This window comes from Rahnella variigena (genome assembly GCF_003610915.1).
GTDB lineage: Bacteria > Pseudomonadota > Gammaproteobacteria > Enterobacterales > Enterobacteriaceae > Rahnella > Rahnella variigena.
Genome location: NZ_NSDJ01000001.1, coordinates 60576 through 81195, shown reverse-complemented (window position 1 = coordinate 81195; position 20620 = coordinate 60576). Strand labels below are relative to the sequence as shown.

The following is a 20620-nucleotide window of genomic DNA, read 5'->3' as shown; positions in this document are numbered from 1 at the left end:
TGCGGAATAACTGTTTAAAAAGAAGGCATAAACACAGCAACTGTGACAGCCATACGGCAGATGATGTACTATCGCGAACATCATTGCCTCGTGTAAGCCGCCTTACTATGCGCCAGCGGGTGCAAGCTTCCTTAATTTCCAAAACGATAACGCCACGGGTCTGAGGATTAAACATCAATGAGCGAAATGACTCATGACGGAACAGAGCGTTTAGCCCTGCACACGTTTACTGAGAACGCCTATCTCAACTATTCCATGTACGTCATCATGGACCGCGCGCTGCCGTTTATCGGTGACGGGCTCAAACCGGTACAGCGCCGTATTATTTATGCGATGTCCGAGCTGGGCCTGAGTAATAACGCCAAATTCAAAAAATCCGCGCGTACCGTCGGTGACGTGCTGGGTAAATACCATCCGCATGGCGACAGCGCCTGTTACGAAGCGATGGTGCTGATGGCGCAGCCTTTCTCTTACCGTTATCCGCTGGTTGACGGGCAAGGGAACTGGGGGGCGCCGGATGATCCGAAATCCTTCGCTGCGATGCGTTATACCGAATCGCGTCTGTCGAAATATGCCGACGTTCTGTTACGTGAATTAGGGCAGGGGACGGTTGATTACGTACCGAACTTTGACGGCACCATGCAGGAGCCGAAAATGCTGCCTGCGCGTCTGCCGAATATTCTGCTCAATGGCACCACCGGCATTGCGGTCGGGATGGCGACGGATATTCCGCCGCATAACATCCGTGAAGTGGCTGCCGCTGCGGTCGCGTTGCTGGAAAAACCGAACAGCTCGCTGGAAGATTTGCTGGAATTCGTTCAGGGGCCAGATTTCCCGACCGAAGCCGAAATCATTACGCCACGCAATGAAATCCGCAAAATGTACGAATCGGGCAAAGGCTCGGTGCGTATGCGTGCGGTCTGGCACAAAGAAGATGGCAGCGCGGTGATCACCGCGTTACCGCATCAGGTGTCCGGTGCGAAAGTGCTGGAACAAATTGCCAACCAGATGCGTGCCAAAAAGCTGCCGATGGTCGAAGATCTGCGTGACGAATCCGATCACGAGAACCCGACGCGTCTGGTGGTGGTTCCGCGTTCTAACCGTATCGACCTTGATCAGGTGATGAATCACCTGTTCGCGACCACGGATCTGGAACGCAGCTACCGCATCAACATGAATATGATCGGCCTTGATCACCGTCCTCAGGTGAAAGGGTTGCTGGAAATTCTGACCGAATGGCTGGTTTATCGTCGCGATACCGTACGCCGTCGTCTGAATTACCGCCTCGATAAAGTGCTGAAACGTCTGCATATCCTCGAGGGTTTGCTGACGGCGTTCCTGAATATTGATGAAGTTATTCACATCATCCGTAGCGAAGACGAGCCAAAACCGGTGCTGATGCAGCGTTTTGAGCTGTCTGATACTCAGGCAGAAGCGATTCTCGAGTTGAAATTACGTCATTTGGCGAAACTCGAAGAAACCAAGATCCGCGGTGAGCAGGATGAACTGGCGAAAGAGCGCGATCAGCTGCAGGCGCTGCTGGCCTCTGAACGCAAACTCAGCACACTGATCCGCAAAGAAATTCAGGCTGATGCTGAAGCCTTTGGTGACGAGCGTCGTTCGCCGATCACTGAACGCGAAGAAGCTAAAGCGATGAGCGAGCACGATTTCATTCCGTCTGAGCCGGTCACGATTGTGTTGTCCGAATCTGGCTGGGTGCGCAGTGCTAAAGGTCATGACATTGATGCTTCCGGCCTGAGCTACAAAGCCGGCGACAGTTTCCGTGCTGCAGCGAAAGGCAAGAGCAATCAGCCGGTGGTGTTTATGGATTCCACCGGGCGCAGTTACGCGCTGGATCCGACCACGTTGCCATCGGCGCGCGGCCAGGGTGAACCACTGACCGGTAAACTGACGCCGCCGCCGGGCGCGACCATTGAACACGTGCTGATGGCTGCCGACGATCAGAAGTTACTGATGGCTTCCGATGCCGGTTACGGTTTCGTCTGTACCTTCAATGATTTAGTGGCGCGCAACCGTGCCGGTAAAGCGATGATCACCTTGCCGGAAAATGCGAAAGCGTTCCCGCCAATGGAGTTGCATGGCGCTGATGATATGTTGCTGTCGATCACTGCCGCGGGCCGGATGCTGATGTTCCCGGTGGCTGATTTGCCTCAGTTGTCGAAAGGCAAAGGTAACAAAATTGTTTCAATCCCTTCTGCGCAAGCAGCAAGTGGTGAAGATAAACTACAATGGCTGCTGGTGTTGCCACCGCAAACATCAGTTACCCTGCACGTGGGTAAACGTAAGCTGGTTCTGCGTCCGGAAGATTTGCAGAAATTCCGTGCTGAACGTGGCCGCAAGGGAACCCTGCTGCCACGCGGGCTGCAACGTATCGATCGGGTTGAAGTCGATGCGCCTGTGCGCACCGGTGGTGGTGACAGCGAAGAATAAAATGGCTGTAACTTCTTAACAGACAGGGCACATTTGTGCCCTGAACTCGTTTGAGAGGTTTGCAGCGGCCTGAGACTGTTGTGCAGTGCAAAGATTTTACATTTGTATCAATAAAACCGTTGTGCCCTGCTGAATGAGGCTTGAGAATAGTTCACCTCACAGGGAGCGAAACTGCACAGGTTTCTTACTGGCTTCGGCTGTAGTTTTAAGAGGATGTTATGTTATTTATTTTGCGTCTGATTATCGTGGTGGTTTACTCGATTCTGGTCTCTGTTTTTGGTTGTATTTATTGTCTTTTCAGTCCGCGTAACCCGAAACATGTGTCGACTTTCGGTAAGCTGTTTGGTCGTCTGGCACCGGTATTTGGCCTTCGTGTTGAACAACGTATTCCTGCAGAAGCAGTGAATAACGGCAACTGTATTTATATTGCCAACCATCAGAACAATTATGACATGGTGACGGCTTCGTCCGTCGTCATGCCAGGAACGGTGACCGTCGGCAAGAAAAGCCTGGCCTGGATCCCGTTCTTTGGTCAGCTTTACTGGCTGACGGGCAACCTGCTGATTGACCGAGATAATCGCGCCAAAGCGCACGGTACCATTTCTCAGGTCGTGACCCAGATTAAGAAAAAGAATCTGTCGATCTGGATGTTCCCGGAAGGGACCCGCAGCCGTGGCCGTGGCCTGATGCCATTTAAAACCGGCGCTTTCCATGCTGCCATTGCTGCCGGCGTGCCGATTGTGCCGATCTGCGTATCGAACACCAGTAACAAGGTGAAGTTAAATCGCTGGTCAAACGGTCTGGTGATTGTTGAGATGCTGCCGCCAATCGACACCAGCGGTTATACCAAAGAGCGCCTGCGTGAGTTGTCCGAGCATTGCCGTCAGATCATGGCGGACAAAATTGCTGAGCTGGATGCCGAAGTGGCGCAGCGCGAAGCCGCCGCAAAAAAATAAAATTCAGTTGATGCCATTTTTCCCGCTGCCATTGATGGCGGCGGATTCTACACAGTTCCTGATTTTGTTTTCATGGAGAAGATATGTCACTCAGTCGTCGCTCGTTCCTGCAAGCCTCCGGCGTGGCTCTTGCCGCAGGTGCTCTGCCATTAAAAGCAGAAGCGAGTGGTTCGCAACCTGTATTGCCCGTTCCGCCGTTGCTCGAATCGCGTCGCGGACAACCCCTGTTTCTGACTTTGCAGGCTGCTCACTGGTCATTCCTGGGTGGCGCAAAAGCACCGGTCTGGGGCATCAATGGCATGTATCTTGGCCCGACGGTCAAAGTACACAGCGGTGATGACGTAAAACTGATTTACAGCAACCGTCTGGCAGAAGCTGTTTCTATGACCGTCAGCGGTCTGCTTGAACCGGGCACCTTAACCGGTGGCGCCGCGCGTCTGATGCAGCCGGGCGTTGACTGGTCTCCGGTATTGCCTATTCGTCAGGCGGCGGCGACCTGCTGGTATCACGCCAATACCCCGAACCGCATGGCACCGCACGTTTATAACGGTTTAGCGGGGATGTGGATTGTCGAGGACGAAGTCAGCAAGAATCTGCCGTTACCGAATCATTACGGCGTGGATGACTTCCCGATCATCATTCAGGACAAGCGTCTGGATGGGTTCGGCGTGCCGCAATACGACACACCGGCTTCCGGCGGATTCTTTGGCGATACCATGCTGGTGAATGGCGTGCAAAGCCCGTTCGTTGAAGTTTCACGTGGCTGGGTGCGTCTGCGTTTACTCAATGCCTCGAATGCGCGCCGTTACGAACTGAGCATGACCGATAACCGCGCGTTCCACGTTGTCGGTTCCGATCTCGGTTTCCTGCCTGCGCCAATGACGGTAAAACGTCTTTCTCTCGGGCCGGGCGAGCGCCGCGAAGTGCTGGTGGATATGTCGCAGGGCGAAGAAGTGTCGATTACTGCCGGTGAAGCCGCAGGCGTGATGGACAGACTGCGCGGCCTGTTCGAACCTTCAAGCATTCTGGTTTCTACCATCGTGCTGACCCTGAAACCGACCGGCCTGCTGCCGCTGGTGACGGATAATCTGCCGATGCGTTTGCTGGCCGATCAGATCCTGACCGGCAACGTCGTCCGTACCCGTGACCTGCGCTTAGGCGACAGTGAACCGGGGATCAACGGCGCGCTGTGGGATATCAACCGTATTGATCTGACTGCGCAGCAAGGCACGTGGGAACGCTGGACGGTGCATGCGGATTTACCGCAGACGTTCCATGTTGAAGGGGTGTCCTTCCTGGTTAAAAGCGTTAATGGCGCCGCGCCGCTGGTGGAAGATGCCGGATTCAAAGATACCGTTTGGGTCGATGGAGATGTCGAACTGCTGGTGTATTTCAATCAGCCTTCTTATGAGCACTTCCCGTTCGTCTACCGCAGTGGCGCGCTGGAACTGGCCGATCGCGGCTCAGCGGCCAATATGCTGGTACAGCCTTCGATGTAAGCGTCATTCGCACAATAAAAAACCCGCCGAGGCGGGTTTTTGTTTTTCTGCACTCTGAAACGGCTTACAGATCTTTTTCCGGATCCGGCCCCAGACGCTGCTCTTTATCCAGCTTGGTGACTTCCGCCAGTTCTTCCTTCTCCAGTTTGAAATCAAACACGTCGAAGTTTTCGCGGATGCGTTTTGGTGTTACCGATTTCGGGATAACAATCAGCCCGTTATCCAAGTGCCAGCGGATAACAATCTGCGCAGGCGTCTTGTCGTATTTTTCCGCCAGTTTCTGGATCAGCGGCTGATCAAACACGCCTTCGCCGCCTTGTGCCAGCGGGCTCCAGGATTCGGTGGCGATGGTGTGTGTGGCGTTCCAGGCATGCAGCTGGCGCTGTTGCATCAGCGGGTGAAGCTCAATCTGATTCACGACAGGGAAAATGCCGGTTTCATCTTTCAGCTTCTGCAAATGTTGCAGCGGGAAATTACACACGCCGATGCTTTTCGCCAGACCTTGTTCTTTCAGTTTCAGCAGCGCTTTCCAGGCATCGACGTAATGCCCCTGAGCCGGTTGCGGCCAGTGGATCAGGTATAAATCGACATAATCGGTTTTCAGCTTTTTAAGGCTGGTTTCCAGCGCCTGTGGTGCGTTCAGCTGATCGTCATTCCACAGTTTGGTGGTGATAAACAGCTCTTCGCGAGGCACCAGATTGGCGGCAATTGCTTCGCCGACGCCTTCCTCATTTTTGTAGATGGCGGCGGTATCAATATGACGATAACCGGTTTCGATCGCCGTTTTTACCGCGCTGGTGGCTTCCTGATTACTGGCTTTCCATACGCCAAGTCCTAACTGAGGCATCAGATTGCCATCGTGAAGTTTGATGATGGGTTGCGTTGCCATGAGTTTCTCCTTTCAGGGCAGAGTACCCGCCGCAGAGGACGGGCACCGTGTAGGGATTGACGTTAAGTCTAGTAAACGAAACGGCATCTTGCTGAGCAGGCTACGTATATTCAGACACGGAAGATGCCTAGGCGTTCATATCCAGCACTACGCGATAGCGCGCTTTCCCTTCATGCAGATGCTCTACGGCATCATTGATTTTGCTCAGCGGGAAGTGCTCAACCTGCGGCGTGATGTCATGACGTGCGCAGAACGCCAGCATATCAGCCAGGCGGGAAGGGGAACCGGTCGGTGAACCGGAAACCTCAGCCTGTTTGCTGATCAGCGCCATCACATGCAGCGGTACCGCTTCCGGTACCACGCCGACAAAGTGCAGACGGCCTTTCGGTGCCAGCGCGCCAATAATGGCGTCCCAGTCCAGCGAGGCATTGGCGGTGACCATAATGAAGTCCAGCTGACCGGCGATTTTCTTCAGTTCATCACTGTCACGGGTAGCAATAACGCGGTGCGCACCGAGTGAAACCGCTTCGTCACGTTTCGCCAGCGATGACGTAAACGCAGTGACTTCGCAGCCCCAGGCATTCAGGAAGCGCAGCGCCATGTGACCTAAACCGCCGATGCCAATCACGCCAACGCGATGAGTCGGCAGCACGCCAAACTGCAACAGCGGGTTAAAGACGGTAATACCGCCACAGAACAACGGACCGGCGCTGGTGATATCCACGCCTTCCGGCAGCGGAATAGCCCACGCCCAGTGGCTGCGGATCTTGTCCGCGAAACCGCCATGATGGCCGATGATGGTGGCTTCCACGTCATGACAAAGGTGCTGATCGCCGGACATACAAGGGTGACAGTGCATACAGCTGCCACGGTTCCAGCCCACGCCGACAATCTGGCCGACTTTCAGCCCTTTGTTCTGCGCATGATTACCAATCTTGACGATTTTGCCGACCACTTCATGGCCCGGAACAAACGGATACTGCGTGATGCCCCAGTCATTATTGAGCATCGACAGATCCGAATGGCAAACGCCGCAATAATCAATGGCGACTTCAATTTCTTCGTCGCCAATCGGGCCCGCGTCGAAAGCAAACGCTTCGAGTGGCTGGTTCGGGCCGGCAGCGGCCCAGGCGTTAAAGGTATTTTCAGCAGCAACAGGTGCAGACATACAATCCTCCGAACTCTTGGTTAGACGAATAATGAATTGAAATAAGGAGTTATCAGAAAAAAAGAATCGGTGACCGAAGGTCGCTCACGATCAGCGAATGAAAAGTGCGTCCATACAGACTAGCAGTTCATCGCATTTATGCAGGTGTGTCCCCCTGCGGAAGGCGACATTAACTGTAAGAGAAAATGGGCAGCAGCATGATGCCCATTTCTGCCAGAGTCTTGCCTGTTTCTGCTTGTCTCTGTAGGAACGCAGGAGGTTATGGCAGAATCAGTGCCAGTTTAGTGAATATGTGGAGCGAAATAATGGAAAACGTGAACAGCCTGTGCGCCCGCATGGCGGCAAGAGTCGCCCGGCTCAGTGGTGATAAAAATCTCGTGCCGTCGGCGGTTCCGCAGGTGACGCTGATGTACACCACACGTTACCATCCGCGTCAGCCGGTTTTGTACAATCCCGGCATTGTTATCCTTTTTCAGGGACGAAAAGTCGGTTATCTGGGCAAGAAAACCTTCTCTTACGATCCGCACAATTATCTGATGCTGACCGTTCCGCTGCCTTTCGAATGTGAAACCTTCAGCAGCCCCGAAGAGCCGCTGGCCGGTATTCAGATCAGCATTGATAACCTGATGTTGCAAGATCTGCTGATGGATATGGGCGACGAAAGCATGGTGCGTCAGAAAGAATCGTCAACAGGCATCAACTCCGGCGTGCTGGATGGCGATATTCTTTGTGCGACCGAGCGCCTGCTGGATGTGATGGATAAGCCGCTGCACGCCCGTATTCTGGGGCCTAAAATTATCCGCGAAATCCTGTTCTTTATTCTGACCAGCGAGAACGGCGGCGCGCTCCAGGCGCTGGTTAATCGTCATACCCATTTCAGCCAGATTGCCAAATCCCTGCGCCGTATTGAGGCACAGTACGCCGACAATCTCAGCGTGGAAACGCTGGCCAGTGAAGTGAACATGAGTATTTCGGCGTTTCACCATAACTTCAAAGCCGTGACCAGCACGTCGCCGCTGCAGTATCTGAAAACCTATCGCCTGCACCGTGCGCGTACCTTGATGATTTATGATGGCGTGAAAGCCAGCGTGGCGGCATTACAGGTGGGGTATGAAAGCGCGTCCCAGTTCAGCCGGGAGTTCAAACGCTATTTTGGCGTCACGCCGAGTGATGAGATGGCGCGTCTGCGCGAAGGGAGTTCCGGTGTGCTGGCGTTAACGGACGTGGCATTTAAGGCCTGAACCGGTCTTTTTACAAAGGATTTCAGAAAGGGCTCAGAAACGGCATTTCCGTTTTTTCCAGATAACCAGCACCGCGCCAGCCAGACCGACGACCAGCAACAGAACCGGTAAAATCATCAGTCCCGCCATGACCTGATCTTCATGGCGTTTAACAATCGGAATGTGGCTCAGTGCGAAGCCCAGAGAAATCACCACACCCACCCACAATATGGCACTCAGCCAGTTAAAGAACTGGAAACGGGCATTGTTGAGGCCGGAAATCCCAGCCATTGTCGGTAACAGTGTCCGCACGAAAGCCAGAAAACGCCCGACAAGCAGCGCCATCAGCCCGTGCTGAATAAACATCTGATGCGCTCGCTGGTGATAATGCGCCGGAAGCTGTAACAGCCAGCCTTTGACCAGTTTGGTGTGACCCAGCCAGCGTCCCTGAATATAACTCAGCCAGCAGCCGAGGCTCGCGGCCGTCACCAGAATAATCAGGGTAGGGACGAAGCTCATGACGCCTTTGGCAATCAGCGCGCCGGTCAGCAGCAGCAGGCTGTCACCGGGCAGGAAAGAGGCAGGTAATAAGCCGTTTTCCAGAAACAGCGTGGCAAACAGGACGGCATAAATGACCCAGAGGAGATTCGGGTCGGCGAGCATACTGAAATCATGCTGCCAGAGCGCATGAAAAATGTCGCAAAGCACTGCCATATTCTGTCCTGTTTCTGTTCATTAAAAACTGTCGCCTGCCAGTGTAACGCGGATCGATGTCGGATATGTTGATCTGAGGACACTGTAAAAAAGACAGAAGGCTCCGGCATCAGTCGCCCGGAGCTCTAAAGAGCTTACAGATTATTATCATTTTGCGAATGAATATCCGCCACTTACCTTACCGATCTGCGCGTTATGTCGCAATCTCTGTGGCTCAGGAAGTCGTTATCCGTTCAAAAGCCGTTGAAAGATCGGCAATCAGATCGTCACAGTTTTCCAGCCCGATATGCAGACGCACCAGCGTACCGGTAAAATCGACGGTTTCCGCCGGGCGGATAGCCTGAATTTCTTCAGGCTGATTGGCCAGAACCAGCGATTCAAAGCCGCCCCACGAATACGCCATGCTGAAATGCTCGAAGTGGTCGAGATAGTCAGAAAGCTGTTGTTTGCTCAGGCGCTGTTTCAGCACAAAAGAGAACAGGCCACAGCTGCCGGTGAAATCCCGCTTCCAGAATTCATGGCCTTTGCTGCCGGGCAATGCCGGATGATTGACCAATGCCACTTCCGGACGCTCCGCCAGCCACTGTGCGATGCGGATACTGCTTTCTGCATGCTGTTTCAGCCGCACGCCCATGGTGCGCAGCCCGCGGCTGGCGACATACGCGGTATCAGCATCGACCATTTGCCCCATCAAATAGGAATGTTCACGTAACTGCGCCCAGCAACGTTCATTAGAAACGGCGGTGCCAATCATCGCATCAGAATGACCGACGATATATTTGGTGCCTGCCTGAATCGAAATATCGATATCAAATTCCAGCGCTTTAAACAGAATGCCCGCCGCCCAGGTGTTATCGATCATGATGACAACGTCCGGATTTACTGCGCGCACCGCTTTCACCATCGCCGGGATATCCGGGACTTCCATGGTGATAGAACCCGGCGACTCGAGGAATACCACTTTGGTATCCGGCTGCATCAGCGAACCTAACTCAGCACCGATATTGGCAGGAAAATAGGTGGTGGAAACACCGAGTTTCTTCAGCACTTTTTCACAGAAATCCTGCGTCGGTTCGTAAGATGAACCGGCCACCAGAATGTGGTCCCCGCTGCTGACAAAGGAAAGCACCGCGTTACTGACTGCCGCCGCACCGCACGGATACAGCGCGCACCCCGCGCCGCCTTCCAGTTCAACCATCGCTTCCTGTAGCGAGAAATGCGTCAGGGTGCCGCGGCGTCCGTAAAACAGCTCGCCGTTAGCACGGTTGGCGGTGGCGTGTTTTTTATCCGCGACGGTTTCAAAGACCAAAGATGACGCGCGCTGAATGACCGCATTCACGGAGCCTTGCGTGAACTTCTTGTCCCGTCCGGCGCTGACCAGCGCGGTTTCAATTTTTTTAGACGTCATAATCCGTATTTCACCCTGTTACGTTGCGCGGCATGCACCAGCATCCGCCGATATGTCATTAACTTAACATGATGAATTTCAGGGATCAGGCTTTTGGCGGGTGGATGAGAAAATTTCAGCAGCCCGCGCCCGTTTCACAGAAAAAAAAGCCCGTCGTGACGACGGGCAAGGGAGAAACGAGTTTTGGGTATCAGCCGGTATAAACGCCAAACAGTTTGGGCAGGAACAGCGAAATGGTCGGGATATAGGTCACCAGCATCAGCACCACGAACAGCACGCAGTAGAACGGCATCATGGCTTTCACCACTTTCTCAATGCTCTGTTTACTCACCGCACTGGCGACAAACAGCACCGAGCCGACCGGCGGGGTGATCAGCCCGATCCCCAGATTCACCAGCATGATCATGCCGAAATGCACCGGATCAATGCCGAGTGATAACACCACTGGCAACAGCACTGGCGTCAGGATCAGAATGATCGGTGCCATGTCCATCAGCGTGCCGATCAGCAACAGCATGATGTTGATCCACATGAGAATCACGTACTTGTTATCGGAGATCGAGGTGAAGAATTCGGTGATGCGCATCGGCAACTGCATGTAGGTCATCACTGCGCCAAAGCTGGCGGCAAAGCCTATCAGGATCATGACGATGCTGACGGTTTTCACCGTGCGGTACATGAGTTTTGGCAGCTCGCTCCACTTGTAATCGCGGTAGATAAACATGGTGACGAAGAATGACCACAGACAGGCAATCGCCGCTGATTCCGTTGCGGTAAATACTCCGCTGAGAATACCGCCCATGATGATGACGACGGTCATCAGCCCCCACAGCGTGTCGATGAAAATCTTCAGCGCCTGACGGAACGGCACGCGTTCACCTTTTGGATAACCGCGTTTGTGCGCAAACACCACGCACATCACCATCAGTGTCAGGCTGAGCAGTAAACCGGGCAGAATACCGGCGATGAACAGCGCGGCAATCGACACCGTGCCGCCGGTCGCCAGTGAATAAATCACCGAATTATGGCTGGGTGGCGTGAGGATCGCCTGCACCGAGCCGCTGGCGGTCACCGCTGCCGCAAAGTCACGCGGATAACCTTTCTTCTCCATTTCAGGGATCATCACCGAGCCGATCGACGCCGTGTCTGCTACCGAGGATCCGGAAATCGCGCCAAAAAAGGTCGAGGCTACGATATTCACCAGCGACAGTCCGCCGCGGATAAACCCGACAAAGATGTAGGCAAAACTGACCAGCCTGCGGGCGATCCCTCCTTCGGCCATGATCGCGCCCGCCAGAATAAAGAACGGTATAGCCAGCAGAGAGAACTTATTCACGCCGTTGGTCAGCTGGATCATCAGCGCTTCAAACGGCAGGTCAATCCACCAGGCTCCCGCCAGTGCGCTCAGCCCGACGGCGTAAGCGACCGGCACGCCAATCGCCAGCATCACCGCCAGCGTTAACAACAAGATTAATGCATCCATAACAGGCTCCGGTCAGGCGTCAGAATTGCCCAGCATCACTACAGGCCGCTGGTGCTGCGGGCCGGCAACGATCTGCTCAATGATGAATAACAGCGTCAGCGCAGAACCTATGGGCAACGGCAGATAGGTCTGTCCGGCGGTCAGCAGCGGGAATTCCGCCACCGGCTGTTGCCAGAGTTCGCTGCACAATTGCAGGCTGTACCAGAAAATAAACACGCTGATCGCCAGCATCATCAGGTCAGCCAGCAGGGCGGAGAATTTTTTCAGCGCAGGCGGCAGACGGTCGGTGACCATCGCCACCACAATGTGCGAACCGGCGCGGTAACTGACGGCGGCACCGATAAAGGTGAACGTCACCATGCACATAATCGCAATCGGCTCCGGCCACGACAGGGCGCTGTTCATCACGTAGCGGGCGAAGATCCCAACCGGGATCACCGCGACCATCAGCAGTAACGCAATACCGGCGAGCCACATCGCGCAGCGGTAAAGAATGTCCATCAGGGTGTGATAACTCGAGACCATAAATCCCCCGGCGAAAGATCATAAAGAGGCAGCCCGCAGGCTGCCGGAGTCAGGGTTTACTGAACGTCAGCGATTTGCTGCATCAGTTCCTGATGGTCTTTGCCGAATTCATCGCGCACGGATTGCGTGGCTTTGACATAAGTCGCAGGGTCGATCTCCTGGAATTTCACGCCGCCTGCTTTCATCGTTGCCAGCGCTTTCTCGTTATAGGCTTTCCACAGTTCGCGTTGCTCGTCCTGTGCTTCCTTCGCCAGTTTGAGGATTAACTGCTGGTCTTCCGGTTTCAGTTTGTCCCATTTCACTTTTGAATACAGGAACAGCTCCGGAATGATGAAGTGACGGCTGTAGGTGTAGTTTTTTACCACCGGCAGATAGTTGTGGGCGACAAACGTCGGTGGGTTGTTTTCGGTACCGTCGATAACCCCGGTCTGCATGCCGCTGAACACTTCACTGACGCCCATCGCCACCGGGTTTGCGCCCATGGCTTTCAGCGTCGCCAGTGCAATCGGGCTGCCTTGTACGCGGATTTTCATGCCGTGCAAATCTTCCGGTTTCACCACCGGCTCTTTGGTGATCAGGTTGCGCGTGCCGCCGTCCATCCAGCCGAGGAACACCAGACGGGAGTTCGGATTGTTGGTGATTTTGTCGCCGATTTCTTTGCCAATCTGACCGTCGAGCACTTTGTGCATGTGGTCTTCATCGCGGAATATATAGGGCAGGGTGAAGACGTTTATCTCCGGTAAAATCGAGGCAACCGGCGTCATCGATACGCGGATAATATCCAGCGCGCCAAGCTGTGCCTGTTCAATTTCCTGCTTTTCATCCCCCAGAACACCGCCCGGGAACGTTTTGATTTCGAGGCGTCCGTCCGTTTGCTTTTGCAGCTTTTCGCCCATGTGCTGAACGGCGACGACGTTCGGATAGCCTTGCGGATGCACATCGGCGGCCTTCAGCGTTTGTGCGGATACACCCGCGGTAAATAAGAGGGTCGCGGAACTCAGGCAAAGGCTGAGAAGTGCTTTTTGCATTTTCATCAGTTTGTCTCCAGGGTACTCAGTAAGGGAAAGATAAATGAGAGCAAGTGTTGATCAGAGCCAACGGAAGGTCCGGCCTGTTCATTATGAAATAGGTGTAAATAAGCTTTTAAATTATAGGGATACAAGACGTGCCGGTATGCGGTCTTCGCCTGAGTAAGCACCTTATCCTATTTTTTACTGCGCGGTATTTGAGCGTTATCACAAACTCGCAACAAATGTAAAAAGGTGTTACTTAATATTTAAAACGTTGTTTTGACTTAGATAGTGATGCTCAGGTGATTGATTTACCGCGTGATTTTTATAGAAACTGTGACGCAGGTTAAATTGTTCATCCCTTGTGCAAACACGAAAAACCTTGTCGTCTGTCAATGACACGCCAGCCTCCAGGCGCGACAATGTAAATAATAATGAGAACGACTATCAATTAGGCCTTTTTCTTTGATATCATTCGGCGTTATTCATTCCTTCTACACACTGATTCTGGCTGGAGGCGACGCGTGAAAACGGCTCGCAATAAGATGAAAGAGGCGACCTCATTACTGATGTCGTTGATGTTGGTTGCTGGCTTAAGCGGCAACGCGATGGCTGCACCTGCGACGCCGGCTGGACAAGCCGTCAATTCTGCAGCATCTCAACCGGCAGCGGCGGATGCCCCTGCACCGGCGACCAGTGATGCAACGCCAGCACCGGTAATGCAACCGGCCCCGACCGAAGCGACGCCTGTTATTCCTACCGATTTGTCTGTTATGGGCATGTATCATCACGCTGATGCGGTGGTGAAAACCGTCATGATTGGCCTGCTGCTGGCCTCTGTCGTCACCTGGGCGTTGCTGTTCAGCAAAGGTGCTGAAGTGTTCACTGGCAAACGCCGTATGCGCCGCGAATTTGATGCGCTGTCTTCTGTCCGTACACTGGATGAGGCCGCTGAACAGGCAGAAAGCTTCGCCGCCAGCAGCATCAGCGCGCAGATGATCCGCGATGCACAGAATGAGCTCGAGCTGTCAGCAGGTTCCACCGACAACAACGGGATTAAAGAGCGTACTGGTTTCCGCCTTGAGCGCCGCGTCAGCGCTGCCGGTCGTTACATGGGCCGTGGCAACGGTATTCTGGCGACTATCGGGGCAATCTCTCCGTTCGTCGGCCTTTTCGGTACTGTGTGGGGCATCATGAACAGCTTCATCGGTATCGCGCAAACGCAAACCACTAACCTGGCTGTCGTGGCACCGGGCATCGCAGAAGCCTTGCTGGCGACCGCTGTCGGTCTGGTTGCAGCGATTCCTGCCGTAGTTATCTACAATATTTTCGCCCGTACCATTACCTCTTACCGTCATCAGGTTGGCGATGTAGCGGCGCAGATTATTCTGTTGCAGGGTCGTGATTTGGATCTGGCTGCCAGCAAAGGCGATGCGCCACGCGGTCAGACAGGTCAGTTACGCGTAGGGTAAGAACAGATTATGGCTATTCGGTTAAACGACGATATCGACGAAAGCGGTGAAATGCATGACATCAACGTCACGCCTTTCATCGACGTCATGCTGGTATTGCTGATCATCTTCATGGTGGCCGCGCCGCTGGCGACCGTGGATGTGCGGGTTGATTTACCCGCCTCTACGGCGAAACAGCAGCCGCGTCCGGAGAAACCGATCTTCCTGTCGGTGAAAGCAGACAAACAGCTGTTCCTCGGCGACACGCCGGTCAACAGCGATAATCTGACCTCGATGCTGGATCAACGTACTCAGGGCAATAAGCAGAGCACGATTTTCTTCCGTGCGGATAAGACAGTGGATTACGAAACGCTGATGAAAGTGATGGATAACCTGCGTAAAGCCGGTTACCTGAAAGTCGGACTGGTTGGCGCTGAACAAACCGGTACCGCTGCGGCGCAGTAAGTTTTCCTCCCGATCAGACGCACAAAAAAGGCCAGCGATGCTGGCCTTTCGTTTATCTGTAAAACCGAAACTCAGGTCACCGGCGCCGGGTTAAACACCGCCAGCGCATTATGGATGCCCCAGGTGTCTGACCAGGTTTTCTTGCGCCCGCTGGCGATATCGAGAATGAAGTGGAACAACTCCCAGCCCACATCTTCGATAGTCGCGTCGCCGGTCGCAATCGTACCGGCGTTGATGTCCATCAGATCGTGCCAGCGGTTAGCCAGCGTGGTGCGGGTCGCCATTTTAATCACCGGCACCGCCAGCAGGCCGTAAGGCGTACCGCGTCCGGTGGTAAAGACCTGCACGGTAATCCCGGATGCCAGTTGCTGTGTTCCGCAGACAAAATCACTGGCAGGCGTGGCAGCGTAGATCAGGCCTTTTTTGGTCGGACGCTGACCCGGAGACAATACTTCTGAAATTGCGCTGGTGCCAGATTTTGCAATCGAGCCGAGCGCTTTTTCCACCACGTTGGCCAGACCGCCTTTTTTGTTACCCGGAGACGGGTTGGCGCTGCGGTCGGTTTGTCCCATCGACAGATAATCATCGTACCAGGCCATTTCTTCCAGCAGGCGTTTACCCACTTCGACATCCGCAGCGCGCGGCGTCAGTAAGTGGATGGCGTCGCGCACTTCAGTCACTTCCGAGAACATTACGGTTGCACCGCAGCGCACCAGCAGGTCTGATGCGTAACCGACTGCCGGGTTAGCCGTCACGCCGGAGAAGGCGTCGCTGCCGCCACATTGCGTACCCACGACCAGATCAGACGCCGGACAGGTTTCGCGCTGACGGCGGTTCAGGCGCTCAAGATGGAATTGTGCAACGGTGAGGATATCGTCCACCATCGACTGGAAGCCGACGTGCTGTTCATCCTGCAAACGGACGATATGCGTGTCGTCGAGGGAAATTGCCTGCACATCCGGCGTGCCTTCCAGCAGGCGCTCGGGTTGCAGCTTTTCACAGCCCAGACCGACCACCATCACTTCGCCGCCAAAGTTCGGGTTCAGCGCCAGATTGTGGATAGTGCGGATCGGCACCACCGCCGCGGGGGCGTTAATCGCCACGCCGCAGCCGTAGAGATGGTTCAGCGCCACGACGCCATCGACGTTAGGGAATTTCGGCAGTAAATCACGCTCGATGATTTTGACCACGTAATCCACCACGCCCGCCACACAATGCACGCTGGTGGTAATACCGAGCAGATTTTTAGTGCCTACGCTGCCGTCGTCGTTGCGATAACCTTCAAAGGTATAGCCTTCCAGCGGCGGTAAGGCTGGGGGAACGCGGGTGGCCAGCGGCAGGCTGTTAAGCTCCGGTGCGACCGGCAGATCCACCAGGGATTCGTCAATCCAGCCGCCCTGTGCGATGTCACGCACCGCATAGCCGATGACTTCACCATAACGAATAATATCGCCACCCTGGGCAATCGGTTCTAAGGCAACTTTATGACCTTGCGGAATATGCTCAATTAATTCCAGACCATTAGAAAATCGGGTGCCGGCTTTTAAACCGTTATCGTTCACAATAATAGCAACGTTATCGCTTTCATGAACCTTAATGAAAAGTGCTTCGGTTGCATGTTCTTTATCTTTATTACGTGACATAACTGTCTCCGCGTTTATTAAACATCCCGGAACAAAAGGCTCCGGTTAATTCTCTGAAGTTGACGCTTAACGACGTTTCTCAAAAACATGCTCTGTAATACAGGGTATGACGCTCATTATAAGACAGACTTCCACGAACCTCATTGTGCAACTGACCAGCTTTTTACCGGTTTAACATCATTCTGTGGGGCAGGTGACAGAATAAATGTGATGGATATCACCCTTTGATTTGAGCGGTTATCAGCGCGAGATATTCTGTGATTCTCCTCCCACACCGATGTGTGGATGCAAAAGAATAGTCACAATTATCTGCTATATTCTTGGGCGAATGCACAGTGTTATTTCGGGGCCTCTTTTTTATACTGTATTAGCCCTCTGAAGGTGACGTTTTAAGTAATACAGGTAAATTTCGTACAAAGATTAATAAAGGATTAATTCGCCAGATCGTATAAATGCTTCTTATAAAGGAACTATAGGGTAAATAACGCCGAGGAATGGCGGGCGTTATTTTAGCAGCGGTGAATTACCTGAATGAATTTTTCAATATTACAACGAAGGTCACCATGAATATTCAATCTCAGTCACGGACAATCGCGCAAACTAAGGTACGAACACATATTCGTTACTACATTTTGCTGATTATCTTTTTAATCACGGCGGTGAACTATGCCGACCGTGCAACGCTTTCCATTGCAGGCACCGAGGTCGCGCGCGAGCTGGGCCTGGATGCTGCGGATATGGGGCAAATCTTTGCGGCATTCGGCTGGGCATATCTGATTATGCAGTTGCCGGGCGGATGGTTGCTGGACAAGTTCGGTTCGAAGAAAGTTTATACCTACAGTCTGTTTTTCTGGTCGCTGTTCACCTTACTGCAAGGCTTTGTTGGCTGGTTCCCGCTGGCGTATGGCGCACTGACGCTGTTTATCCTGCGCTTTATGCTGGGTTTCTCCGAAGCGCCTTCCTTCCCGGCAAACGCCCGCATTGTCGCGGCCTGGTTCCCGACCACCGAGCGCGGCACCGCGTCGGCAATTTTTAACTCCGCACAATATTTCTCGCTGGCGCTGTTCTCTCCGTTACTCGGCTGGCTGACCTACGCCTGGGGCTGGGAACATGTCTTTATCGTCATGGGCGTGATTGGTTTTGTGCTGACGCTGGTGTGGATCAAATTTATCCATAACCCGCCGGAACATCCGCATATTTCCAAAAGCGAGCTGGAGTTTCTGAAAGACGGCGGCGCGGTGGTGGATATCGACCACAAGAAAACCGACAGTGCGAAAAATGGTCCGAAATGGAGCTACGTTCGTCAGATGTTGAGCAGCCGCATGATGCTGGGGATCTTCTTCGGGCAGTATTTCATTAACAGTATTACGTGGTTCTTCCTGACCTGGTTCCCGATTTATCTGGTTCAGGAAAAGGGCATGTCTATTCTTAAAGTGGGGATGATTGCCGCAATTCCGGCATTGTGCGGTTTTGCCGGCGGTGTGCTGGGGGGCGTGTTCTCAGATTTCCTGATTAAACGCGGTTTCTCGCTGACCGTGGCACGTAAAATTCCTATCGTGCTGGGCATGTTGTTAGCTACCAGCATCATCTTGTGTAACTACACCGACAACAACGCGCTGGTCGTCACCCTGATGGCGCTGGCGTTCTTCGGCAAAGGCTTTGGTGCGCTGGGCTGGCCGGTGATTGCCGATACCGCCCCGAAAGAAGTCATTGGCCTGTGCGGCGGCATCTTCAACGTTTTCGGAAACGTTGCCTCCATCGTGACGCCGCTGGTGATCGGCTACATGGTAAAAGGGCTGCACTCTTTCAATATGGCATTAATTTTTGTGGGCTGTTCAGCACTGATGGCGATGCTTTGCTATCTGCTGGTGGTCGGCGAGATCAAACGTCTGGAACTTAAGAAACAGTAAATTTTGATGCGGGCACGCCGGATTTTCCGGCTCTGCCCCTGGATGAGGTCAGATATCAGATATGAGTAATCAAATGATTCCAAATCGCTTTCGCCAGGACTTACTGCAAGGAAAAACGCTGATTGGTTGCTGGTCAGCGCTGTGCAGCCCGATCACCACCGAAGTGCTCGGCGTGGCGGGTTTTGACTGGCTGTTGCTCGATGGTGAACACGCGCCGAATGATGTCACCACTTTTGTACCGCAGCTGATGGCGCTGAAAGGCAGCCGCAGCGCGCCGGTGGTGCGTCCGCAGTTTAATGATCCGGTGGTGATTAAGCGCCTGCTGGATATCGGTTTCTACAACTTCCTGATCCCGTTTGTGGAAACGCAGGAACAGGCAGAACTGGCGGTGGCATCAACACGTTATCCGCCAGCAGGCATCCGTGGCGTATCGGTTTCGCATCGCAGCAACATGTTCGGCACCGTGCCGGATTACTTCACCAGCATCAACGACAACATTGCGGTGATGGTGCAAATCGAAAGTCAGCAGGGCGTCGATAATCTTGATGCGATTGCCGCCGTTGACGGTATCGACGGGATTTTCGTCGGCCCGAGCGATCTGGCCGCAGGCATGGGGCATCTCGGCAACGCCGGACACCCTGACGTGCAGGCCGCTATCCGTCACATCTTTGCGCGTGCAAAAGCACACGGCAAACCGAGCGGCATTCTGGCACCGGTTGAAGCGGATGCCCGTCGCTATCTGGAATGGGGCGCGACGTTCGTGGCGGTCGGCAGTGATTTAGGCGTTTTCCGTGCAGGGACTCAGGCGCTGTGTGATCGCTTCACCAAGTGATCCGCTCTCAAACATCAATATAAAGAGGATACCCGAATGAAAATTGGCTTTATTGGTTTAGGCATCATGGGCAAGCCTATGAGCAAAAACCTGCTGAAAGCAGGTTACGAGCTGGTGGTGATGGATCGCAATCAGGATACCGTCGGTGAAATTGTGAAACTCGGCGCAACAGCGGCAGATACCCCAAAAGCAGTGGCGGCGGTTTCTGATGTGATCATCACCATGCTGCCAAACTCGCCGCAGGTGAAAGAGGTGGCGCTGGGCGAAAATGGTCTGATTGAAGGCGCGCGTCCGGGCACTATTTTCATCGACATGAGTTCTATTGCACCGCTGGCGAGCCGTGAAATCAGTGAAGCGCTGGCCGCTAAGCAAATCGCGATGCTCGATGCGCCGGTTTCCGGTGGCGAACCGAAAGCCATCGACGGCACCATGTCAGTGATGGTCGGCGGTGACAAAGCGGTGTTCGATAAATGCTATGAAATCATGAAATCCATGGCGGGTTCTGTGGTGCATACCGGTGATATCGGTGCAGGCAACGTCACCAAACTGGCGAATCAGGTGATCGTGGCGCTGAATATTGCGGCCATGTCTGAAGCGCTGGTGCTGGCGACCAAAGCGGGCGTGGATCCTGATTTAGTTTTCCAGGCTATTCGTGGCGGACTGGCAGGCAGCACCGTGCTGGAAGCGAAAGCGCCGATGGTGATGGATCGCAACTTCAAACCGGGCTTCCGAATTGATTTGCACATCAAAGATTTAGCTAACGCACTGGACACCTCACACGGCGTTGGTGCGCAACTGCCTCTGACCTCGCTGGTCATGGAAATGATGCAGGCACTGAAAGCGGATGGTCACGGACAATCTGACCATAGCGCCATTGCACGCTATTATGAAACCTTAGCGAAGGTTGAAGTTACCCGTTAGTCTGCGGCGGCAACGTGACCCTGAGTTAATGCTCGTTTCGCGTTGCCCTTCAGGCAGGATGCAAAACTGACAGGA

16 protein-coding genes and 1 pseudogene are annotated in these 20620 nt (G+C 53.8%); 9 read left to right on the top strand and 8 right to left on the bottom strand.

Going from position 1 to position 20620, the window contains the following annotated elements; translation table 11 throughout:
• Positions 1-177: 177 nt before the first annotated feature.
• The 3 genes from parC to ftsP all read left to right on the top strand — a co-directional run bounded on the left by parC (position 178) and on the right by ftsP (position 4906).
• Complete coding sequence (gene parC / locus CKQ54_RS00360; protein WP_112286707.1) at positions 178-2451, top strand: DNA topoisomerase IV subunit A; 2274 nt, start codon at positions 178-180, stop codon at positions 2449-2451.
• Between the two features lie 218 nt (positions 2452-2669).
• Positions 2670-3407 (top strand): 1-acylglycerol-3-phosphate O-acyltransferase, encoded by a 738-nt coding sequence (locus CKQ54_RS00355; RefSeq protein ID WP_112286706.1) that lies wholly within the window; start codon positions 2670-2672, stop codon positions 3405-3407.
• 83 nt (positions 3408-3490) lie between these two features.
• Entirely contained in the window at positions 3491-4906 is a 1416-nt protein-coding gene (ftsP, locus tag CKQ54_RS00350) for a cell division protein FtsP (protein WP_113877383.1), read from the top strand.
• 64 nt (positions 4907-4970) lie between these two features.
• On the opposite strand, the gene dkgA is transcribed toward ftsP, so the two are convergent.
• On the bottom strand, positions 4971-5795 hold the full coding sequence (gene dkgA / locus CKQ54_RS00345) for a 2,5-didehydrogluconate reductase DkgA (protein WP_112287747.1): 825 nt from the start codon (positions 5793-5795) through the stop codon (positions 4971-4973).
• A 127-nt stretch (positions 5796-5922) separates the two neighbouring features.
• Positions 5923-6963, bottom strand: a complete 1041-nt coding sequence (gene ahr / locus CKQ54_RS00340; RefSeq protein WP_113877384.1) for an NADPH-dependent aldehyde reductase Ahr — start codon at positions 6961-6963, stop codon at positions 5923-5925.
• A 305-nt stretch (positions 6964-7268) separates the two neighbouring features.
• Here ahr and CKQ54_RS00335 point away from each other — a divergent pair, with 305 nt between their 5' ends.
• Positions 7269-8204, top strand: a complete 936-nt coding sequence (locus CKQ54_RS00335) for an AraC family transcriptional regulator (RefSeq protein ID WP_113877385.1) — start codon at positions 7269-7271, stop codon at positions 8202-8204.
• A gap of 33 nt (positions 8205-8237) precedes the next feature.
• On the opposite strand, the gene CKQ54_RS00330 is transcribed toward CKQ54_RS00335, so the two are convergent.
• The 5 genes from CKQ54_RS00330 to CKQ54_RS00310 all read right to left on the bottom strand — a co-directional run bounded on the left by CKQ54_RS00330 (position 8238) and on the right by CKQ54_RS00310 (position 13347).
• Positions 8238-8897 (bottom strand): DedA family protein, encoded by a 660-nt coding sequence (locus tag CKQ54_RS00330; protein WP_112287744.1) that lies wholly within the window; start codon positions 8895-8897, stop codon positions 8238-8240.
• Positions 8898-9111: 214 nt separating this feature from the next.
• On the bottom strand, positions 9112-10305 hold the full coding sequence (metC, locus tag CKQ54_RS00325) for a cystathionine beta-lyase (RefSeq protein ID WP_120163263.1): 1194 nt from the start codon (positions 10303-10305) through the stop codon (positions 9112-9114).
• Between the two features lie 190 nt (positions 10306-10495).
• On the bottom strand, positions 10496-11788 hold the full coding sequence (locus CKQ54_RS00320) for a TRAP transporter large permease (RefSeq protein WP_112287742.1): 1293 nt from the start codon (positions 11786-11788) through the stop codon (positions 10496-10498).
• Between the two features lie 12 nt (positions 11789-11800).
• Positions 11801-12313 carry a TRAP transporter small permease gene (locus CKQ54_RS00315; RefSeq protein ID WP_120163262.1) on the bottom strand — a complete coding sequence of 171 codons (513 nt, stop codon included), beginning with the start codon at positions 12311-12313 and terminating at the stop codon, positions 11801-11803.
• A 56-nt stretch (positions 12314-12369) separates the two neighbouring features.
• Complete coding sequence (locus CKQ54_RS00310; RefSeq protein ID WP_120163261.1) at positions 12370-13347, bottom strand: TRAP transporter substrate-binding protein; 978 nt, start codon at positions 13345-13347, stop codon at positions 12370-12372.
• Positions 13348-13868: 521 nt separating this feature from the next.
• Between CKQ54_RS00310 and exbB the strand changes: the two genes are divergently transcribed.
• Complete coding sequence (gene exbB, locus CKQ54_RS00305; protein ID WP_244220245.1) at positions 13869-14795, top strand: tol-pal system-associated acyl-CoA thioesterase; 927 nt, start codon at positions 13869-13871, stop codon at positions 14793-14795.
• A 9-nt stretch (positions 14796-14804) separates the two neighbouring features.
• Positions 14805-15239 (top strand): TonB system transport protein ExbD, encoded by a 435-nt coding sequence (exbD, locus tag CKQ54_RS00300; RefSeq protein WP_120163259.1) that lies wholly within the window; start codon positions 14805-14807, stop codon positions 15237-15239.
• Positions 15240-15310: 71 nt separating this feature from the next.
• Here exbD and garD read toward each other — a convergent pair whose 3' ends face one another.
• Positions 15311-16882 (bottom strand): galactarate dehydratase, encoded by a 1572-nt coding sequence (gene garD / locus CKQ54_RS00295; RefSeq protein WP_120163258.1) that lies wholly within the window; start codon positions 16880-16882, stop codon positions 15311-15313.
• A 563-nt stretch (positions 16883-17445) separates the two neighbouring features.
• Here garD and CKQ54_RS00290 point away from each other — a divergent pair.
• The 3 genes and pseudogenes from CKQ54_RS00290 to garR all read left to right on the top strand — a co-directional run.
• Positions 17446-18792 (top strand): MFS transporter, encoded by a 1347-nt coding sequence (locus CKQ54_RS00290; RefSeq protein WP_112287756.1) that lies wholly within the window; start codon positions 17446-17448, stop codon positions 18790-18792.
• A 61-nt stretch (positions 18793-18853) separates the two neighbouring features.
• Positions 18854-19624: a 2-dehydro-3-deoxyglucarate aldolase gene (garL, locus tag CKQ54_RS00285; protein ID WP_120163257.1), complete on the top strand. Its 771-nt coding sequence runs from the start codon at positions 18854-18856 to the stop codon at positions 19622-19624.
• Positions 19625-19651: 27 nt separating this feature from the next.
• Positions 19652-20545 (top strand): annotated as a pseudogene (garR, locus tag CKQ54_RS00280) (2-hydroxy-3-oxopropionate reductase); the annotation flags it as partial.
• Between the last annotated feature and the right edge of the window lie 75 nt (positions 20546-20620).

Bases quoted from the DNA above. Each gene is read 5' to 3' on its own strand.
- CKQ54_RS00320 (WP_112287742.1), bottom strand. From the start codon at position 11,788: ATGGATGCATTAATCTTGTTGTTAACGCTGGCGGTGATGCTGGCGATT.
- metC (WP_120163263.1), bottom strand. From the start codon at position 10,305: ATGACGTCTAAAAAAATTGAAACCGCGCTGGTCAGCGCCGGACGGGAC.
- parC (WP_112286707.1), top strand. From the start codon at position 178: ATGAGCGAAATGACTCATGACGGAACAGAGCGTTTAGCCCTGCACACG.
- garL (WP_120163257.1), top strand. From the start codon at position 18,854: ATGAGTAATCAAATGATTCCAAATCGCTTTCGCCAGGACTTACTGCAA.
- exbB (WP_244220245.1), top strand. From the start codon at position 13,869: ATGAAAGAGGCGACCTCATTACTGATGTCGTTGATGTTGGTTGCTGGC.
- dkgA (WP_112287747.1), bottom strand. From the start codon at position 5,795: ATGGCAACGCAACCCATCATCAAACTTCACGATGGCAATCTGATGCCT.
- exbD (WP_120163259.1), top strand. From the start codon at position 14,805: ATGGCTATTCGGTTAAACGACGATATCGACGAAAGCGGTGAAATGCAT.
- CKQ54_RS00310 (WP_120163261.1), bottom strand. From the start codon at position 13,347: ATGAAAATGCAAAAAGCACTTCTCAGCCTTTGCCTGAGTTCCGCGACC.
- CKQ54_RS00335 (WP_113877385.1), top strand. From the start codon at position 7,269: ATGGAAAACGTGAACAGCCTGTGCGCCCGCATGGCGGCAAGAGTCGCC.
- CKQ54_RS00355 (WP_112286706.1), top strand. From the start codon at position 2,670: ATGTTATTTATTTTGCGTCTGATTATCGTGGTGGTTTACTCGATTCTG.
- CKQ54_RS00330 (WP_112287744.1), bottom strand. From the start codon at position 8,897: ATGGCAGTGCTTTGCGACATTTTTCATGCGCTCTGGCAGCATGATTTC.
- CKQ54_RS00315 (WP_120163262.1), bottom strand. From the start codon at position 12,313: ATGGTCTCGAGTTATCACACCCTGATGGACATTCTTTACCGCTGCGCG.
- garD (WP_120163258.1), bottom strand. From the start codon at position 16,882: ATGTCACGTAATAAAGATAAAGAACATGCAACCGAAGCACTTTTCATT.
- ahr (WP_113877384.1), bottom strand. From the start codon at position 6,963: ATGTCTGCACCTGTTGCTGCTGAAAATACCTTTAACGCCTGGGCCGCT.
- CKQ54_RS00290 (WP_112287756.1), top strand. From the start codon at position 17,446: ATGAATATTCAATCTCAGTCACGGACAATCGCGCAAACTAAGGTACGA.
- ftsP (WP_113877383.1), top strand. From the start codon at position 3,491: ATGTCACTCAGTCGTCGCTCGTTCCTGCAAGCCTCCGGCGTGGCTCTT.